Annotated in this window: 15 protein-coding genes; 7 read left to right on the forward strand and 8 right to left on the reverse strand. The window is 71.7% G+C overall.

What is annotated here, in order from left to right; translation table 11 throughout:
- Positions 1–495: 495 nt before the first annotated feature.
- From AB0F03_RS10685 to AB0F03_RS10720, 8 genes are all read right to left on the reverse strand, one after another.
- Positions 496–1,383, reverse strand: coding sequence for a DUF5936 domain-containing protein (locus tag AB0F03_RS10685; protein WP_361988698.1), 888 nt, complete (start codon positions 1,381–1,383; stop codon positions 496–498).
- Between the two features lie 10 nt (positions 1,384–1,393).
- Positions 1,394–2,338: a type II secretion system F family protein gene (locus tag AB0F03_RS10690; protein ID WP_361988701.1), complete on the reverse strand. Its 945-nt coding sequence runs from the start codon at positions 2,336–2,338 to the stop codon at positions 1,394–1,396.
- Positions 2,339–2,342: 4 nt separating this feature from the next.
- Entirely contained in the window at positions 2,343–3,680 is a 1,338-nt protein-coding gene (locus AB0F03_RS10695; protein WP_361988705.1) for a CpaF family protein, read from the reverse strand.
- Positions 3,677–4,051, reverse strand: a complete 375-nt coding sequence (locus AB0F03_RS10700) for a TadE/TadG family type IV pilus assembly protein (RefSeq protein WP_361988707.1) — start codon at positions 4,049–4,051, stop codon at positions 3,677–3,679. Before AB0F03_RS10700 ends, AB0F03_RS10695 begins: the two co-directional genes overlap by 4 nt.
- A 1-nt stretch (position 4,052) precedes the next feature.
- Positions 4,053–4,382 (reverse strand): pilus assembly protein, encoded by a 330-nt coding sequence (locus AB0F03_RS10705; protein WP_361989126.1) that lies wholly within the window; start codon positions 4,380–4,382, stop codon positions 4,053–4,055.
- Between the two features lie 118 nt (positions 4,383–4,500).
- A complete protein-coding gene (locus tag AB0F03_RS10710; RefSeq protein WP_361988710.1) occupies positions 4,501–5,733 on the reverse strand; it encodes an AAA family ATPase in 1,233 nt (410 codons plus the stop codon).
- A gap of 9 nt (positions 5,734–5,742) precedes the next feature.
- Entirely contained in the window at positions 5,743–6,447 is a 705-nt protein-coding gene (gene cpaB, locus AB0F03_RS10715) for a Flp pilus assembly protein CpaB (protein ID WP_361988714.1), read from the reverse strand.
- Between the two features lie 62 nt (positions 6,448–6,509).
- Positions 6,510–7,331, reverse strand: a complete 822-nt coding sequence (locus tag AB0F03_RS10720) for a hypothetical protein (protein WP_361989129.1) — start codon at positions 7,329–7,331, stop codon at positions 6,510–6,512.
- Between the two features lie 355 nt (positions 7,332–7,686).
- Here AB0F03_RS10720 and AB0F03_RS10725 point away from each other — a divergent pair, with 355 nt between their 5' ends.
- From AB0F03_RS10725 to AB0F03_RS10755, 7 genes are all read left to right on the forward strand, one after another.
- On the forward strand, positions 7,687–9,390 hold the full coding sequence (locus tag AB0F03_RS10725) for a glycoside hydrolase family 18 protein (RefSeq protein WP_361989132.1): 1,704 nt from the start codon (positions 7,687–7,689) through the stop codon (positions 9,388–9,390).
- Between the two features lie 148 nt (positions 9,391–9,538).
- Complete coding sequence (locus AB0F03_RS10730; RefSeq protein ID WP_361988717.1) at positions 9,539–10,054, forward strand: hypothetical protein; 516 nt, start codon at positions 9,539–9,541, stop codon at positions 10,052–10,054.
- Positions 10,051–10,707 (forward strand): hypothetical protein, encoded by a 657-nt coding sequence (locus tag AB0F03_RS10735; protein ID WP_361988720.1) that lies wholly within the window; start codon positions 10,051–10,053, stop codon positions 10,705–10,707. The genes AB0F03_RS10730 and AB0F03_RS10735 overlap by 4 nt, the downstream gene beginning before the upstream one ends.
- The gene (locus AB0F03_RS10740) at positions 10,707–15,461 is read left to right on the forward strand and encodes a putative T7SS-secreted protein (protein ID WP_361988723.1); all 4,755 of its coding nucleotides are present in this window, start codon (positions 10,707–10,709) and stop codon (positions 15,459–15,461) included. The genes AB0F03_RS10735 and AB0F03_RS10740 overlap by 1 nt, the downstream gene beginning before the upstream one ends.
- Positions 15,462–15,469: 8 nt before the next feature.
- On the forward strand, positions 15,470–15,820 hold the full coding sequence (locus AB0F03_RS10745; protein WP_361988726.1) for a hypothetical protein: 351 nt from the start codon (positions 15,470–15,472) through the stop codon (positions 15,818–15,820).
- Between the two features lie 352 nt (positions 15,821–16,172).
- Positions 16,173–16,745 (forward strand): lamin tail domain-containing protein, encoded by a 573-nt coding sequence (locus tag AB0F03_RS10750; RefSeq protein ID WP_361988729.1) that lies wholly within the window; start codon positions 16,173–16,175, stop codon positions 16,743–16,745.
- Between the two features lie 441 nt (positions 16,746–17,186).
- Complete coding sequence (locus AB0F03_RS10755) at positions 17,187–18,527, forward strand: M14 family metallopeptidase (protein WP_361988732.1); 1,341 nt, start codon at positions 17,187–17,189, stop codon at positions 18,525–18,527.
- Positions 18,528–18,529: the final 2 nt, after the last annotated feature.

Consider the following 18,529-nt stretch of genomic DNA (forward strand, 5'->3'; position numbering starts at 1 on the left):
CCCACGGCGCCTCGTCTCCGGCCTCCTCGGCCCGCGGCACCGCGCCGTCGAACGCCTCGGCCGGCGAGGCAGCGCCGTCGGCCGTTCGAGCCGCCTCTGCCCCCGCCGTCTCGTCTCCGGCGGTTTCACCTCCACCGGCCACAGCCCCCGCACCTCGGGCAGCCGCACCGCCAACGACTCCAGCCCCGCCGCCCCTGCCCCCGGCGGCTGCGCCACCGGTCGTCCCACTCCCGGCAGCCGCCTCCCGGCCCCCGTCCGCCCGCGCCCCCGCACCTCCGGCAGCCCCGGTCTCACCTCCGGCGGCCCCGGGCCCGGCCCCGTCCGCCTCGCCCCCGTCGGGTGTGTCCCCGGAGGGGCCCGCGCCGCCCACCGCCTCACCTCCGGCGGCTCCCGTACCCCCGGTCGTGTTCCTGGCGCGGTGGGTGAAGCGGCGCCAGGCTGCGGTGGAGCCGGTGCGGCCGGTGTGGCCGGGCAGTGTCACCGTCATGGCCGTCCTCACTTCCCCGTGAGCGAGCCGAAGTCCACCCCGGAGCCCAGCAGCAGGCCCGCGCCCAGCAGGAGCATCGTGGCCGGCACCATGAACGTGGTGATCATCAGCGTGGCCTTGGGCACCGCGCGCGCGGCCTTGCGGCGGGCGTTCTGGGCGTCGGTGCGGCGCATGTCCCTGGCCAGGGAGACCAGGGTGTCCACGATCGGGGCGCCCAGTTCCTCGCCCTGCTGGAGTGCGGTGACGAACATGGCCACCTGTTCGGAGTCGTTCCTGCGCCGGAGTTCCGTGAAGGCCTGGCGGCGGCTCATGCCGAGGTCCATCTGGCGCAGGGTGATGTGCAGTTCGTCGGCCCACGGGCCCTCGTAGCGGGCGGCGACCCGTTCCAGGGCCTGGCGGAAGCCGAGCCCCGCGCTGACCACCACCGCGAGGACGTCCAGGAAGTCGGGCAGCGTGCGCTCGATGACGTCCCGGCGGACCCGGATCGCCGACCAGATGCCGACCTCCGTCCAGAACGCGCCGAAGGCCAGCAGGAGCAGGGCCACGAACCACTGGCCACGCAGCAGGAAGACCAGGAAGCCCACGCCGCCCAGCGCGCCGTAGACCGCGCGGCGGGCGGCGTAGCGGTCGATGGTCAGGCCGCCGGGGTTGCCCGCGAGGTCGATCCTGCGGCGGTACCTGGCCACGCGTCGCGGGCCCATGAGGCGCAGGACGGTGGGGGCGTAGCGCATGCCCATCCGGTCGACGGCCGAGCCCACCGCGCCGGTGCGGGTGGCGCCGACCTCCAGGGCGACGGCGAGGTCGGCGGGCAGGCGGGCGTCCGCGCGGTACATGCGCAGGCCCGCGAAGGCGCCCCAGACGCCGAGGCCCGTCAGCAGGGCGAGCAGCAGTGCCATGGTGCCTTCCTCAGACGTCGATCCGGCTCAGGCGCCGGATGAGGACGAAACCGACGGCGTACATGGCGAACGCGATGATCACGCTGGCCTGGCCGACCGGTGAGCCGGTCATGCGGTCCAGGGCGCCGTCCTTGACGCCGTTCATCAGGAACAGCGCGCCGATCCCGAGGACGGGGACGGCGTACGAGGTCATGGTCACCTGGGAGAGCTGGGTGCGGATCTCGCGCCGGGTCTCCTTGCGTTCCTCCAGGGTGTCGGTGAGGTTGCGCAGGGCGGAGACCACCTGGCCGCCCGCCCGGTTGGACAGGACGAGCGTGGTGACCAGGACGACCAGTTCGCGGGAGGGCAGCCGGTCGGCGAGTTCACCGAGGGCGTCGTCGAGCGAGTGGCCGATGGCCAGCTGGTCGGCGACCTTGCCGAGTTCCTCGCCCGCCGGGGCCTCCAGTTCCTCGGCCGCCATGCCGATCGCGGTGCGCAGGGCCAGGCCGGCCTGGGTGGCGTTGGCCAGGATGCGGGCGAGTTCGGGGAGTTGGCCGATGAAGCGTTCGATGCGTTTGCGGCGCTGCCAGTTGAGGAACTGGACGGCCGCCCAGATGCCGACGAGTCCGGCGAGGGGGCCGAAGAAGGGGGCCAGGGTGGCCTGGCCGACCAGCCAGAGCGCGGCGACCGTGAAGAGGACACCGGCGAAGAACTCGCCGGGTGTGACGTCGAGGCCGGTCGCCGCGAGACGCAGTTCGAGCCGGCGGCCCGGGCGGGTGCGGCGCAGTCGCCGGTCCAGGTCGCGGAAGTGGCGCCGGCGGCCGGTCGCCGGGAGCGCGCCGGTGTGGGCGAGGCGGTCCACGAGGGCGGCGCGCCGGGCCCGGCCCGAGGCGTAGGCGTGGATGCCGGCCACCGCCAGGACGCAGGTCAGCAGCGTCACACCGATGGTGAGCCGGACGAGGGTGTGCAGTTCCATGGGCCTACCTGGCTTCTCGGGTCGCGAGCTGGTCCGCGGAGTGGGCGACGCCGAAGGCCTGGGGGACGGGCTGGCTCGCCATGTAGAGGCGGTCGGCGGTGCGGCGGGGCAGCGGGAAGTACTGGAAGGTGCCGTGGACGCGGCCGTCGGGCGTCATGGGCCGGGCGTCGAACCGGGCGACGGTGGCCAGCCGGTACGGCTCCCCGCCGTGGCTGTCGAGCAGCGCGATCTCGGTGATGCGGCGGGCTCCGTCGGCGAACCGGGTGAGCTGGACGATGACGTCGACGGCGCTGTTGATCTGGTCGTGCAGGGCGACGAAGGGGACCTCGACGTCGGACATGGAGGCCAGGGTCTGGAGCCGGGTGAGGGCGTCCTCGGCGCTGTTGGCGTGCACGGTGGCCAGGGAGCCGTCGTGGCCCGTCGACATGGCCTGGAGCATGTCCAGGGACTCGCCGCCGCGGACCTCGCCGACCACGATCCGGTCGGGGCGCATGCGCAGGGAGTTGCGGACCAGGTCGCGGATGGTGATCTGCCCCTTGCCCTCCACGTTCGGCGGGCGCGACTCCAGGCGGACCACGTGGGTCTGCTGGAGCTGGAGTTCGGCGGAGTCCTCGATGGTGATGATGCGCTCGTGCGGGGGGATCAGCCCGGACAGGGAGTTCAGCAGGGTCGTCTTCCCGGTGCCGGTCGCGCCGGAGACGATGATGTTGAACTTGGCCTGCACCAGCCCGGCCAGCAGGTACACCATGTGTTCGTCGAGCGAGCCGAAGCCGATCAGCTCCTGGAGGGTGAAGGAGCGCGGGAAGCGGCGGATGGTGAGGATGGGCCCGGTCAGGGACAGCGGCGGGATGATGACGTTGACGCGTTCGCCGGAGGGCAGGCGGGCGTCCACCATCGGGTTGGACTCGTCCACGCGGCGGTTGACCGTCGACACGATCCGTTCGATGGTCTGCATCAGCTGGTCGGTGGAGACGAAGCGGAGCGGCAGCTGTTCGACCCGGCCGCCGCGTTCCACGAAGATCGCGTCGGGGCCGTTGACCATGATCTCGGTGACCGACGTGTCCTCCAGGAGCGGTTCGAGGATGCCGAGGCCGAGCGCCTCGTCCACGACCCGGCGGATCAGCTGGGCCCGTTCGACGGTGGACAGGACCGGGCCCTCGCGGCTGATGATGTGCCCGAGGACGCGTTCCAGCCGGGCCCGGCGTTCGGCGGCGGCCAGCGCGCTCATCTCGGCGAGGTCGATCTCCTCGAGGAGTTTGGCCCGGTAGGAGGCGACGAGGTGCCCGTCCCCGCCCCGGTTGCCGTGGTCCTCGGGGGTGCTGATGCGTGCCCGCAGGCTCATGGGGTGCTGCTCCTCGCCTGGTGGTCGAGCGGCATGGTGGCGGCTTTCCGGGCGGGGTCGAAGTGCCAGCCGGGGACGATCTGCGGGATGGACACGGTGGCGGTGACGGTCACCGAGCCGGCGCCACCGCCGTCCGGGCCGCACGACACCGAGAGCGCGCCGCTGACCGCCTGCGCGCACGCCTGCTGCGCGTCCTGCCCCAGGGACGCCGCCCGCGCCCCGGCCCGGGCCGCCGTACCGGCCTGCTCGGCGGCGTAGGCGACGGCTCCGATCTGGATGCCCGCCATGGCCACGATCAGCAGGACCGGGACGAACCCGAGGTACTCGATGGCGACTTGGCCCGCGTCGCGCCGTCCGCGCCGGTACGGCATCTCAGTGCTTCACCTCCTCGACGGCCCCCGCGTGGCCCCTGACCTCGACCGGGAAGTCGATCAGGCCGGGGAAGAGGACGGGGACGTGCAGCGTGACCTCGGCGGTCACGTAGCCACTCGCGTTGCAGTCCACTTCGGCACTCCCCTTCCATGCCGCCGACAGGTGCCTGAGCCCCGCCGCCGAGCAGGCCGCTTGCCGTGCTCCGCCCCGCGGTGCCGCCGTTCCCGCCCGCACCGCCTCGTCCGCAGCATTCCCGGCGAGCGTGAAGGTGTACCCCACGAGTACGGCCTGCCACACGAGCACCAGCGTCAGGACGATCAGCGGCGTCATCCCCAGGAACTCGACGCTGACCTGTCCGCGGTCTCCTCGGTCCCCGCGCTGTCCGCGGTCCAGGCATGCTCCGCGGTCCACGCACGCTCCGCGGTCTCCGGTCCGTCTCATGGGCCGCTCACTCCTTCCGGCGTCGCAGTCCGGCGGCGCCGCGGCCCGTGCCGCGGTGGGTGCCCTCGCCCGCCTTCGCCAGGCCCAGCTCCCCCGCGAGCGCCCACAGCGCCTGTTTCACCGTGCTCCTGCCGTCCAGCTCGTGGACCCGCCCGGCGTCCACGACCCCTTGCAGCTCACGGAAGTTGGCGGGGACGACGGTGCGGGCGAGTGCCGTGCCGGTGATGCGCCGGATCAGTGCGGGCTGGATCTCCGTGTTCCGCGCGTGCCGGTTGACCACCACCGTCGTCTCCTCGGCCTTGCGGATCTGGAGCCGGTCCCACATCCGTACGGTCCGTTTGGCGGCGCGTACGGCGATGACGTCCGGGGTGGTCACCAGCAGCGCGGTGTCGGCCATCTCGACGGCCACCGCGCCCGCGCCGCTGAGCTGGGAGCCGCAGTCGACGACGACGATCTCGTAGCGGGCGCGCAGGGCGCTGACGATCTGGCGGGCGGCCCGGTCGGTGACCTCCTCGCCGCGTTCGCCCTCGCCGGGAGCGAGGAGCAGGGCGAGTCCGGTGTCGTGGCGGAAGACGGCGTCGGCGAGTACGCGCGGCGAGATGTCGGCGATGGCGGCCAGGTCGACCACCGACCGGCGGAACTGGATGTCCAGGTAGGAGGCGATGTCGCCGGTCTGGAGGTCGAGGTCGAGGAGCACGGTGGCGCGCCCGGAGGCCTGGGCGGCGAGGGCGAGCTGGACGGCGGTGAGGGTGGCGCCGGTGCCGCCCTTGGCGCCGCTGACCGTGACGACCGTGCCGCCGGCCCCGCCGGTCACGTCGGCGCCGTGGCCGAGATGGCGGCGTACGCCCGTCGACCACTGGGCGACGGCCTGGACGCGGCCGGCGAGTTCCTCGTACGACAGCGGGAGCGCGACCAGGCCGCGGGCGCCGGCGTCCATGGCGGCGGCGAACAGGCCGGGACTCGCGTCGGTGGTGACGAGGACGACGCCGACGGCCGGGAAGCGCAGGGCGATCTCCCGGATCAGCTCCAGGGCCGGGACGGGGCCGATGCGTTCGTGGACGACGACGACTTCCGGGAGTTCGTCGACCGATTCGGCGGCGAGCCGGGCGAGGGTGTCGACCAGCTGGGTGGAGTCACCGGCCGGGGGCTGGGGTTCGGCGTCGGGGAGCTGGCTGAGCAGGGTGATGAGGGAGCGGACGGCGTCCGGGTCCGCGCCGGCCGGGAGGATCCTGGTGGGCATGGCCGCCTCTCACTTGTCCGTCGCGAGTTCGTAGGTGCGGTCCTTGTCGGGGACGCTGGTCTCGCTGCCGGGGGCCACGAGCGCGAGCCGGACGCGCTGGGCGAAGGACTCGGCGTAGGTGACGCGCTGGGCGTCGATGGTGGACAGCGCGAAGGTGATGGGGACGGCTTCGGTGGGCTGCTGGTTCTTGTCGCGGTCGGGGTCCAGGGCGGTGATCTGGCCGACGTCGAGGACCCGGGCGTTCGTCACGATGATCTTCGACTGGTCGGGGTCGCCCTCCTTCTTCCCCTCGAAGGTGGCGTAGACGTTGACGCGCGACCCGGGGGTGATCTTGCCGGCGACACCGGTCGCCGCGTCGATCATGATGGCGACCTCCTGCTGGCCGGGCCGGAGGGCGGGCCGGTCCACGATCATGTCGGTCTGGAGCAGGGAGCCGGGGTGCAGCGTGGTCACGGCGATCTTGCCGCGGAGCTGGCCGAGGTCGGTGACGGCGTGGTCGGACAGCCACCGCCTGGGCATCCGGATCCGCTGGAACTGGCCCGCGTCCAGCGTGGTGTACGGCTTCACCTCGGACCTGACCCGGTAGGCGGTGACCTCGGGCCCGACCTTGGAGTTCGCGTCGTGGACGACGGAGAGGACGCCGGCGAACGCGCCGAGAGCGCACAGGACCGACAGGATCAGGAGTATCACGCCGCGGCGCTGACGGGAGTTCATGAACCGTGCAACCTCATTGGGGGAATCGGTCGAGCGGGATGTGAGGGCGGTGTCCGGGCCGGTCAGGCGGGCGTCCGCCGGTCCGGTGCGCGGGGCGGCTCGTGGGCGGGCGGGGTGGCGGAGCAGAAGACGCAGCGGTCGCCGATGACGTCCATGCCGCACCAGTGGCAGCTGGTGCGGCGCACGGAGGTGACCAGTTGGTAGAGGACGGAGAGGTCGGCGAGGTAGCTGCAGAACTCGACCAGGCGGCCGGTCCCCCACCACACCGGGGACTCGGCGGGCAGCGGGGTCTCGCGCAGACCGTGCACGTTCCACGCCGTACCGAGCCCGGCCGCCCAGTCGCTCTGCAACTGCCCCTTGGCGACCAGCATCCAGGTGCCGAACTCGGGACCGTCGAGGGTGGCGTCGGGGGCGACCCTGACGAGTTGCGGCTCGGGGTGGGCGAGGACCGCGAACTGGCTGCCGGGCACCCAGGACCGGGCGTGCGCCTTGAGTCCGACCGGCACCCGGTCCAGCCTGGCGACGGAGCCGAGGACGGCGCCGGCGTGGAGGTAGTGGGTGAGCAGCCGTCCGGCGGAGGCGAGCACGCCCGGGCTCAGGTCGCAGGAGGCGAGCTGGCGCAGCTGCCGGGCCAGGACGGCGACCGCGAGGGGCGGCAGCCCGGGCCGGAACAGGGCGATACGGTCGCTCTCCAGCAGCGAGCGCAGCGTGTACAGCCGCCGTACGACCGGTTCCGGGGTGGCCTGTGAGCAGACGACGACGACATGGCCGTACTGCTCGGTGAGGGTGTGCAGTTCGGTGAGCGCGTCGTCCAGCGGTCTGTCGTCGAGCCCGCTCAGCACGGCGGCGGGCATGGTCCGTTCGTCCTGTGCCGGCAGTGCCATGTCGGCACTGGTCACGGCAATGGCAGTTGGCACGCGCAGCTCCCCGCTCTTCACACCCTCCGGCCCACCGGTGTGACTCCCATGTGCCGGGCGACTTCATTGCGTGACTACCTGAGCACTGTATCCACGGGCGTATGGCCGGAGAACAGCGTTCGTGGAGCCGGTGTGGAAGTCCCCCGGCGCAAGTCCCGTCAAACCGCCACAGGTTGAGCCCCTGGCCGGAAACGTGTTTGGTCTGGACCTCTTGACACCTCGATTGGTCTGGACCAACTTGGAGGCGAGCGGTGGCCACCGTGCTCTCCCCCTCTCCCCGCCAACTCCCCACCGGAGGCTCCCTGTGGACCGCGCACCAGGCATACCCAGACCCCGCGGACGGCGGTTCGCCACGTGGTCCGCCGCCACCGCCCTCGCCCTCTCGGTCGCGGGCCTCGCCGCGGCCACCCCGGCCTCCGCGGCGGACGTCAACAACGTGAAGAACGCCGGCTTCGAGTCGGGCCTGGCCAACTGGACCTGTACGGCGGGCAGCGGTACGACGGTCTCCTCCCCCGCGCACGGCGGCTCCGCCGCCCTCAGAGCGACCCCGGCCGGCCAGGACAACGCCCAGTGCACCCAGCCGGTGGCGGTCAAGCCCAACTCGACGTACACGCTGAGCGCGTGGGTGCAGGGCGGCTACTCCTACCTCGGCGTGACGGGCACGGGCACCACGGACGTCTCCACCTGGACCCCCGACTCCTCCTCCTGGAAGCAGCTGTCGACGACGTTCACGACCGGCGCGTCGACGACGTCCGTCACCGTCTACACCCACGGCTGGTACGGCCAGGCGGCCTACTACGCCGACGACGTCTCGGTCTACGGCCCCGACGGCGGTGGCGGCAGCGACCCCGCCCCGACGGTCCCGGCGGCGCCGGGCGGCCTGTCCGTGACCGGCACGACGTCCTCCTCGGTGTCGCTGTCCTGGTCCACGGTGTCCGGCGCGACGGGCTACAACGTCTACCGCAACGGCACCAAGGTGACTGCGGTGACCGGCACGTCCGCGTCGGTCACCGGCCTGTCCGCCTCGACGGCGTACACCTTCCAGGTCACGGCGACCAACGCGGCGGGCGAGTCGGCCAAGTCGGCGTCCGTGACCGGTACGACGTCCGCCGGCGGCGGAGGCGGCGGCGGAGGCGGCACCCTCCCCAAGCACGCGGTCACCGGCTACTGGCAGAACTTCAACAACGGCGCGACGGTCCAGAAGCTGTCCGACGTCCCCTCCGCCTACGACATCATCGCGGTGGCCTTCGCGGACGCGACCTCCACCCCGGGAGCCGTGTCCTTCAGCCTGGACTCGGCCGGTCTCGGCGGCTACACGGCCGACCAGTTCAAGGCCGACATCAAGGCCAAGCAGGCGGCCGGCAAGAAGGTCGTCATCTCGATCGGCGGCGAGAAGGGCTCCGTGTCGGTGAGCGACGCGGCCTCGGCGACGAATTTCGCCAACTCCGTCTACTCGCTCATGCAGACGTACGGTTTCGACGGCGTCGACATCGACCTGGAGAACGGTCTCAACGCGACCTACATGACGCAGGCACTGCGCGCGCTGTCGGCGAAGGCGGGCTCGTCCCTGATCCTCACGATGGCCCCGCAGACGATCGACATGCAGTCGACGTCCGCTGCCTACTTCCAGACGGCCCTGAACGTGAAGGACATCCTCACGGTCGTCAACATGCAGTACTACAACAGCGGTTCCATGCTGGGCTGCGACGGCAAGGTCTACAGCCAGGGCACGGTCGACTTCCTCACCGCGCTGGCCTGCATCCAGCTGGAGGGCGGCCTCGCCCCGTCCCAGGTGGGCCTCGGCCTGCCGGCGTCACCGAGCGGCGCGGGCAGCGGCTACGTCTCCCCGACGGTGGTCAACAACGCCCTGGACTGCCTGGCCAAGGGCACGGGCTGCGGCACCTTCAAGCCCTCCAAGACCTACCCCGGCCTGCGCGGCGCGATGACCTGGTCCACCAACTGGGACGCGGCGTCCGGCAACGCCTGGTCCAACTCGGTGGGGGCCCACGTGCACGCCCTGCCGTGACCTGACCCGCACGGCGACACCGGCGCCCGGACCCCCCACGGTCCGGGCGCTGTCGCGTGCCCGGGGGTGGGCTGCGGCTGGCCGGACCTGACCGGTCGGGTCCGTACCGCGTTGCGGCGGCCATGGCCCGACTGTGAGGATCCCGGGCATGGCCGAGCACGGGGGAGACGCCCACGCGGCGGGGCACGCCCGCAGGTCGCGGCTGTACGACTACGCGGAACCGACCGCTTCCGAGCAGGAGGGGACCGCGGCCGCGGAGACATCCGGCATCCCCGCCGCCGACGCCGTCGAGCGCGGACGCCGCGCGTTCGCCGTCCTGCTGGGCGAGTTCCGGCGCACGGCCGTACTCGTCCCCCTCGACCCCGAGGACGGCAGCCCGCTGACCGCGGACTTCGGCGGCGTCCGCTGGTTCTACGCCTTCTCGGACGAGCCGGCCCTGGCCCGGTTCGCGCTCGCGCGGGGGGAGGGCGGCCGGCAGTGGCCGTACCAGCGGTGGCTGGGTGCCCGTCTGCTGGACGCGGCCGTACCGGCGACCGGAGTTCCGTGCGGGGTGGCGCTGGACTGTGCGGACGGTGCGGGCGGGACGGTGTTTCCTCCGGTACGCGGGGTCGTGCCGGACGCGGTGGCGGTGGACGTCGACGGTGAGGCGGGGGACGAGCGGTGACCGACAGCGGCAAGGACCTGAGGACCGACGGCCTGAACCTGATCGCCAAGGGGCTGACCGATGCCCTGGGCGAGCTGAAGGAACTGGGCATGGTCGGGGACGCCGGGGCCGGGCGCGGCTTCGGGAGGATCGCCCTGTCCGGGCTGGAACTGGGCCACGAGGGGCTGACGGGGGATTTCAAGTCGTTCTGCGAACGCTGGGAGTGGGGCGTGCGCTCGCTGATCGACGAGGGGAACGGTTTCGCGACGAAGACGGGTCTGGCGGCGGGCACGTACTACGAGAACGACCGGTACGTCGAGGGCACCTTCAAGGTCGTCACCAACGCGGCCGTCGGCAACCCGTACGCCTCCGAGGAGGACGTGCAGAAGAAGGGCTGGGGCGACATCGCCACGTCGGGTGCGTTCGGCGGTGATGTCGACTACAGCAAGGAGTCCTTCACGCAGGCGGGGGACAACAGCGTGCAGGGCTGGAAGGACGCCGGACGCGACGTGCTGACCTCGCACACCGCCCCGCCGGGCCTGAACCCCGCCGACCTGCACGAGACGTTCGGCATCTCGGACGACCGGTACGACCAGTTGCTGGACGACACCCTCGGCCCCTCCCCCGAGGCCCGCGCCGAGGCCGCCGCCGAGCGGCAGGGCGGTGCGGGCTGATGGGCATCGGAGACATCACCGATTCGCTGCTCAGCGGCGGCGAGGATCTCGTCGACCGCGGCAAGAAGCTCCTCGGCAAGGGCGTCGACCACACCACCGACAAGATCGGTGAGGGCCTGGACCACTTCGGGGCGCACAAGTGGGCCGACGTGGTGGAGGACTGGGGCGACGGCATCGCCTCCGACCTGGGCGCGACCCCGGGTGAGCAGCAGCTCGGCGAGAGCGACGAGGCGAACGAACTCGTCCACGGCAGCCCGGCGAAGATCCGGGAGAGCGCCAAGCACCTGCGGGACTTCCACGGCGCGTTCGACAAGGTCGGCCGGGGGCTGAGGAAGGTCGACTCCTCCGGCTGGCAGGGCGAGGGCGGTGATGCCTTCCGCGAGAAGTTCGGCGTCCACCCCGCCAAGTGGGCGCGGGCCGCCGAGGCGTGCGGGACGGCGGCCGGGGCGCTGGAGTCGTACGCCGACACCGTCAAGTGGGCGCAGGATCAGGCACGCGAGGCCGTGGAGCTCTACGACAAGGGTGTGAAGGCGTCCAGGGCGGCGTTCGAGACCTACCGGCAGCAGACCCGGTCGTACCGGGCCAAGGCCGAGACGGACGTGGATCCGGGCCCCGCACCCGGCTCGTTCCACGATCCGGGCAAGGCCGTCGTCCAGGCCGCCCACCACAAGCTGGCCGAGGCCCGCAAGCAGCGCAACACCGCCGCCTCCGAAGCGCAGGGCAGGGTCAAGGCGGCCCTGGCCCACGCCCCCGCCGAACCACCGCCCCTGCAACGCGTCGAGCACGACCTCGCCGACGGTCTCCGGTCCAACGCCACCGAACTCGCCCACGTCGTGGGCGGCGCCCTCAAGGGCACGGCCGGCCTGGTCGACTTCGTCCGCGGCCTGGACCCCGTCGACCCCTACAACGTCACCCACCCGGCCGCCTACCTCCAGAACGTCAGCATGACGCTCTCCGGCCTGGTCTCCAGCGGCGCGCACCCCGAGCGGACCGCGAAGACCATGTACGACGAGTTCCGCAAGGACCCGTCGGAGTTCGGCGGCCGCATGATCCCCCAGTTCTTCGGCACCGACGGCATCGGCATGGAGGCAGGGCTGGCGAAGGACGCGGCGGAGGCGGGCCTCACGCGCCGGGCGGCGGAAGCCGCGGCGGCCCGGGAAGCACGGGCGGGGGCGGAGGGCGCGGCGGGGAAGTCGGCCCGGGACACGGTCGACCACGACCCGCCGCGGCACTCGCACGACGAGAACAGCGCCAAGGGCTGCGGCGACCCGGTCAACGTGGCCACCGGCACGATGTACCTGCCGCAGACGGACGTCACCCTCCCCGGCGTGCTGCCGCTCGTCCTCGCCCGGCGGGTCGAGTCCGGCTACCGCCTGGGCCGGTGGTTCGGCCCGTCCTGGTCCTCCACGCTGGACCAGCGCCTGGAGATCGACGCGGAGGGGGTCGTCCTCGTCACGGAGGACGGCCGCCTCCTGTCGTACCCCCACCCGGCGCCGGGCCTGCCCACCCTGGCCGGCCACGGCCCCCGCCTCCCCCTGGACCGGGTGGAGGACGGCTACACGATCACGGACCCCCGTACCCACCGCACCTGGCACTTCGCCGACCGGGGGCCCGGCCTCGCGGTCCTGGAGCAGGTGGACGACCGCAACGGCAACTGGATCACGTTCGAGTACGACGCCGGGGGCACGCCTCTGGGCGTGTTCACGAGCGCCGGACAGGGCGTCCGCATCACCACGGACGCGGGCCGCGTCACGGCGTACCACCTGACCGCCACCGGCGAGGAACTGAAGCGCTTCGGCTACACGGACGGCAACCTCACCGAGGTCGTCAACTCCTCGGGCCTCCCGCTGCGCTTCACGTACGACGAGCGGGGCCGCGTCACGTCCTGGACGGACACGAACGACCGCGGTTACGCCTACGCGTACGACGACCAGGACCGCTGCACCGCCCAGAGCGGCGCGGCAGGCCACATGGCCGTCCGCCTGACGTACGGGGACCCGGACCCGGCGACGGGCCTGCGCACGACGACGGCGACGACGGCCCAGGGCCACACGCACCGCTACCTGATCAACGAGACCTGGCAGGTCGTGGCGGAGACCGACCCGCTGGGCGCGACGGTCCGCCACGTCCGCGACCGCCACCACCAGTTGCGCTCCACGACGGACGCGCTGGGCCGCACGACGACGTTCGAGTACGACGGGACCGGCGACCTCACGCGCGTCGTCCGCCCGGACGGCCGCGAGGCAAGGGCGGAGTACAACGGGCTGGGCCTGCCGGTGAAGGTCGTGAGTCCGGCCGGCACGGTGATCCACCAGACGTACGACGACCGGGGCAACCGCACCTCGGTGACGGACGCGGCGGGCCGGACGACCCGCTTCACGTACACGGAGGCCGGCCACCTGGCCTCGGTGACGGATCCCGCGGGGAACACGACGACGCTCGTCTGCGACCGCGCGGGCCTCCCGGTGGAGGTGACGGACCCGCTGGGCGCGACCGTGCGCCACGAACGGAACGCGCTGGGCCTGCCGACCGCGATCACGGACCCCGCCGGCGCCGTGACCCGTCTCGCCTGGTCGGTCGAGGGCCACCTGACCCGCCGTACGGCCCCCGACGGCACGACGGAGACGTGGACGTACGACGGCGAGGGCAACTGCACCGGCCACACGGACCCGCTCGGCGGCGTGAGCCGCTTCGAGTACACCCACTTCGACCTGCTGACCGCCCGCACCGGCCCCGACGGCATCCGCTACGAGTTCGACCACGACACGGAACTGCGCCTGACCCGGGTCACGAACCCGCAGGGCCTGACCTGGACGTACGCGTACGACGCCGCCGGACGCCTGTGCGCGGAGACCGACTTCGACGACCGTGTGCTGACGTACACCTACGACCCGGCGGGACGCCTGGCCTCCCGCCGCAACGCGCTCGGCGAGGAGGTGACGTTCGAACGCGACGAACTCGGCCAGGTCCTCCGCAAGAACGCGGCCGGCCAGATCACTGCCTACACCTACGACCTGACCGACCGGCTCGCGGGCGCGACGGGCCCGGACGGCACCACCCTGACACTGCTGCGCGACCGGCACGGCCGCCTGCGCTCCGAGACGGTCGACGGCCGGACACTCACGTACACCTACGACACCCTGGGCCGCCGCACGGGCCGCACGACCCCGGCCGGCGCCGTCTCCACCTGGTCCTACGACGCGGCGGGCCGCCGCACGGACCTGGTGGCGTCGGGCCGGTCCATCGACTTCACGTACGACGAGGCGGGCCGCGAACTGACCCGCCGGGTCGGCGGGGCGATCACGCTGGAGCACACCTTCGACGCGCTGGGCCGCCTGACGACCCAGTCGGTGACCGGCACACACGGCCGCACGGTCCAGCACCGGGCGTACACCTACCGTGCCGACGGCAACCTGACCGGCATCGAGGACCACCTCGCCGGCTCCCGCCACTTCGACCTGGACGCGACGGGACGGGTGACGGCGGTCCACGCGGCGGGGTGGACGGAGCGGTACGCCTACGACGAGGCGGGCAACCAGACCCAGGCGTCCTGGCCACCGGACCACCCGGGCGCGGAGGCGGCCGGCTCCCGCTCGTACGCGGGCACCCGCATCACCCGGGCCGGCAACGTCCGCTACGCACACGACGCCCTGGGCCGCATCACCCTGCGCCAGAAGACCCGCCTGTCCCGCAAGCCCGACACCTGGCGCTACGAGTGGGACGCGGAGGACCGGCTGACCTCGGTGGTCACCCCCGACGGCACCCGCTGGCGCTACACCTACGACCCCCTCGGCCGCCGCACGGCGAAACTCCGCCTGGCGGACGACGGCGAAACGGTGCTGGAACGGGTGACCTTCACCTGGGACGGCACCACCCTCTGCGAACAGACGACGACCTCCGCCGGCCTCCCCCACCCGGTCACCCTCACCTGGGACCACCAGGGCCTGCGCCCCCTGTCCCAGACGGAACGCATCACAGCGGCCGACGCGCCACAACAGGAGATCGACTCCCGCTTCTTCGCCGTCGTCACCGACCTGGTCGGCACCCCCAGCGAACTGATCGACGAACAGGGCGACATCGCCTGGCACACCCGCAGCACCCTGTGGGGCACAACGGCGTGGTCGACAAACAGCACGACCTACACACCCCTACGCTTCCCAGGCCAGTACTACGACCCGGAAACGGGCCTGCATTACAACTACTTCCGCCATTACGACCCGGAAACGGCACGATACCTGACGCCGGATCCTCTTGGACTCGACCCAGGCCCCAACGCGGGTACGTACGTCCATAATCCCCATACCTGGGCGGACCCGTTGGGTCTCTTTGGATGCAAGCCCGGGGAGGGCGGTTCAGCCGAGATCGACCCGCGAAAGCTCGACTACGTATTCAATAAGGACATCAAGCCGGACTCCCACAATTCTCCTCGCGCATTACAGAACCAGCTGCAACTTCACCGCATCGGCATCAGCGATACGCCACAAGCGCGTCAATATCTGACGGACCACCTGACGGAGGCAGCCCAGCAACCGCTCGAACGCACCTTCACGAAGCAGTGGAATGGCGGTAGCGGCGAGTTCGGCGTCACCAACTCCGTGCTGTACGGGCCTCACGGGGCTCTGGGACTCGAGAGCACGTGGGAGCTTCTGCCCGGTGGCGGCCGTAGATTCTCCACTGTGATCTTCCGCGGCAGCGGGCCGAACGTCAGCATTTCGGGCAGTTTGCCCCACTGGCCGCCATACAGCAGAAAGTGAGACACCATATGTACCGGGAGTTCCTCGCCCCCAGCGACGAAGGGGTCCTCGCAGCGATCGGCGAATGGCCTGACACCGATGAAAGCGGTGCACGCGTCCTCACGTGGCACAATGGCGACGGGGAATCACTCGCCCTCTCCTACGACACCCTCGCCAGGTCGGTGAGAGTTCGCTGGCTGAGCGGTCGCGGCGACGTACTATTGGACATTTTCCGCGAAAGTGCGACGCGATTGTCCTTCACTCTCGGCCCGGTTGCCACGCACGTCTCGGTCGACTTCCACATGGGCGAATGCTCCGGCGCACTGAGCATCCAGGTGACCCCGCACTTCGCCGTGCATGACCGCCTGCTTTTCCAATGACCGACCTCCTTCGGTCGACCGGGCCGGGTTCGGCTGGCCCCTTCCTGTCACATGCGACGCGACATCACCGGACCCCACTGTTACCCACTTTCGGGTGAGGGGTGTCGCGTCGGGTTCCTGAGGTGGGCGCTCAGTGGCAATGCCGCTCATACGTGGACATTGCAGCCGCCAGTCACAGATATGTGCGCGAATCGTAACGGTGCCCGGCGTCTCCGGGATCGTCCCCGTGCGCCGCTGCATGGTGTGGATGTGCGGCCGACCGGCCGCCACCCGTACACCGCACTTCGCTGCACCGGCCCCGTCCCGGGCCGTCGGCAGAGGGGTGTGTACAGCCCTTGCGAAGGGGGACTTCGTGTCCGTTTCCGTATCCGTCACCGCCCGCCGTGTCGCTGCCGCCACCGTGGCGGCGGCCGCCGTCGTGGGTGCCGTGGCACTGCCGGCCTCGGCCGTCGACCGTGACCACCACCGCTCGCACCGCGCCGAGGTGGTCATCAGCGGCGTACAGCACTCCTCGCCGGTCCGTCACTACCGCTACGAGCGCCCCCTGAACCGGGAGTGGGTGGAGCTCGCCAACGAGAGCCGCCGAGCCGTGAACCTCGACGGGTGGACGCTGTCCGACGAGGACGGCCACACCTACACCTTCCGGCACTACCGGCTGGCGGGAGACGCGACCGTCCGCGTGCACACCGGGTTCGGCCGGGACAACCGCAACGACCTCTACCAGGACCGCCGCCAGTCCGTGTGGGGCGACGACTACGACACCGCGACCCTCCGCAACGACCGCGGCCGCTTCGTCGACGCCGTCTCCTGGGGCGACGACGACCGTGACCACCGCGAACGCCGCGGTGACGACCGCGACCACCGCGACCACCGCGGTGACGACCGCGACCACCGCGACGGCGGACGGCACGGCGGGCGTCACTGATCCCCGCCCGTCCCTGCGGCGGTGAGGACTGACCTCGCCCACCGGCAGCGCGCCCTTCCCCCCGGGGAACGGCGCGCTGTCCGCTTGCCCACCGCGCGGGGCGGCACCTCACCGGGCGGGACGCACGCGTGCGAAGCCCCCGGCCCACTCGTCCGCGTCCACGTCCACGGTGTGCTCGTCGATGACGAAGCACCCCGGATTCGTCGGCGAAGCCCGGCAGGAGGCGGGTCCGGCGCATCTGCCCCCGGCCCTACGCCCCTCACGCGTACTTGACCCAGGCATGCCAACCCCCCACCATGAGCGCCAACCCGCACAGCGGACTCACAGCTACGCCGCACGGCGGGTCCGCATCAGCACGTCGCACTGACGCACCCCCCAGCTCCCCAGCTCCACCCCCCGCTTCCGGCGACCCCGGAATTCCTGGAGACCCAAGGAGAGTTCATGCGACTTCGTATCCGCGGCTCCGGCGCGCCCGGCGGCAGACGTACCGCCGCCCTCGGCGCCCTGCTCGCCCTCGCCCTCGCCGCCCCCGTCTCGGCCACCGTCGGTCAGGCCAGTGCCGACAGCGCCCGCCGGGCCGCTCCCTCCGGTGACGACGTCCGGCAGTACGAGATCCACCAGAGCACGACTCCCGTGACCCGTACGGCCATTCAGGCGACCGGGGTCACCGTCGACGAGGCCGACGAGGAGACCGTCGTCGTCTCCGGGCGGGCGGAGCAGATCCGGCGGCTGCGCCGGCTGGGGTACGACGTCCAGCCCCTGGGAGCCGCGCCGCAGCGGACCGGAACCCGGCTGTACGACTTCCCGAGCGCCGACTCGAAGTACCACAACTACGCCGAGATGAACGCCGAGATCGACCAGCGGCTCGCCGCCCACCCGGGCATCATGAGCCGGCGGGTCATCGGGAAGTCGTACCAGGGGCGGGACATCGTCGCCATCAAGGTCAGTGACAACGTCGGCACCGACGAGGACGAGCCCGAGGTGCTGTTCACCGCCCACCAGCACGCGCGCGAGCACCTGACCGTGGAGATGGCGCTGTACCTGCTGCGGGAGCTGGGCGCGGGGTACGGGACCGACTCCCGGATCACGAACCTCGTCAACAGCCGGGAGATATGGATCGTCCCGGACCTGAACCCGGACGGGGGCGAGTACGACATCGCCAGCGGGTCCTACCGGTCCTGGCGGAAGAACCGGCAGCCGAACTCCGGTTCGTCGTACGTCGGTACGGACCTCAACCGGAACTGGGACTACAAGTGGGGCTGCTGCGGCGGTTCCTCCGGGTCGACGTCCTCGGAGACCTACCGCGGGTCCGCCGCCGAGTCCGCGCCCGAGGTGCGGGTCGTCGCCGACTTCGTGCGCAGCCGGGTCGTCGGCGGGCGGCAGCAGATCAAGGCCGGGATCGACTTCCACACCTACAGCGAACTGGTGCTCTGGCCGTTCGGGTACACGTACGCGGACACGGCGTCCGGGATGACCGCGGACGACGCCGCCGCGTACAAGGCCGTGGGGCAGAAGATGGCGGCGAGCAACGGGTACACGCCGGAGCAGTCCAGCGACCTGTACATCACCGACGGGTCGATCGACGACTATCTGTGGGGCACACAGAAGATCTTCGACTACACCTTCGAGATGTATCCGGCGTCCGGCGGAGGCGGGTTCTACCCGCCCGACGAGGTGATCGAGCGGGAGACCTCCCGGAACAAGGACGCCGTGCTGCAACTGCTGGAGAACGCGGACTGCATGTACCGGGCCATCGGCAAGGCCGCCCAGTACTGCGGCTAGCG

The sequence above is a fragment of the Streptomyces sp. NPDC028722 genome, assembly GCF_040637655.1.
Classification (GTDB): domain Bacteria; phylum Actinomycetota; class Actinomycetes; order Streptomycetales; family Streptomycetaceae; genus Streptomyces.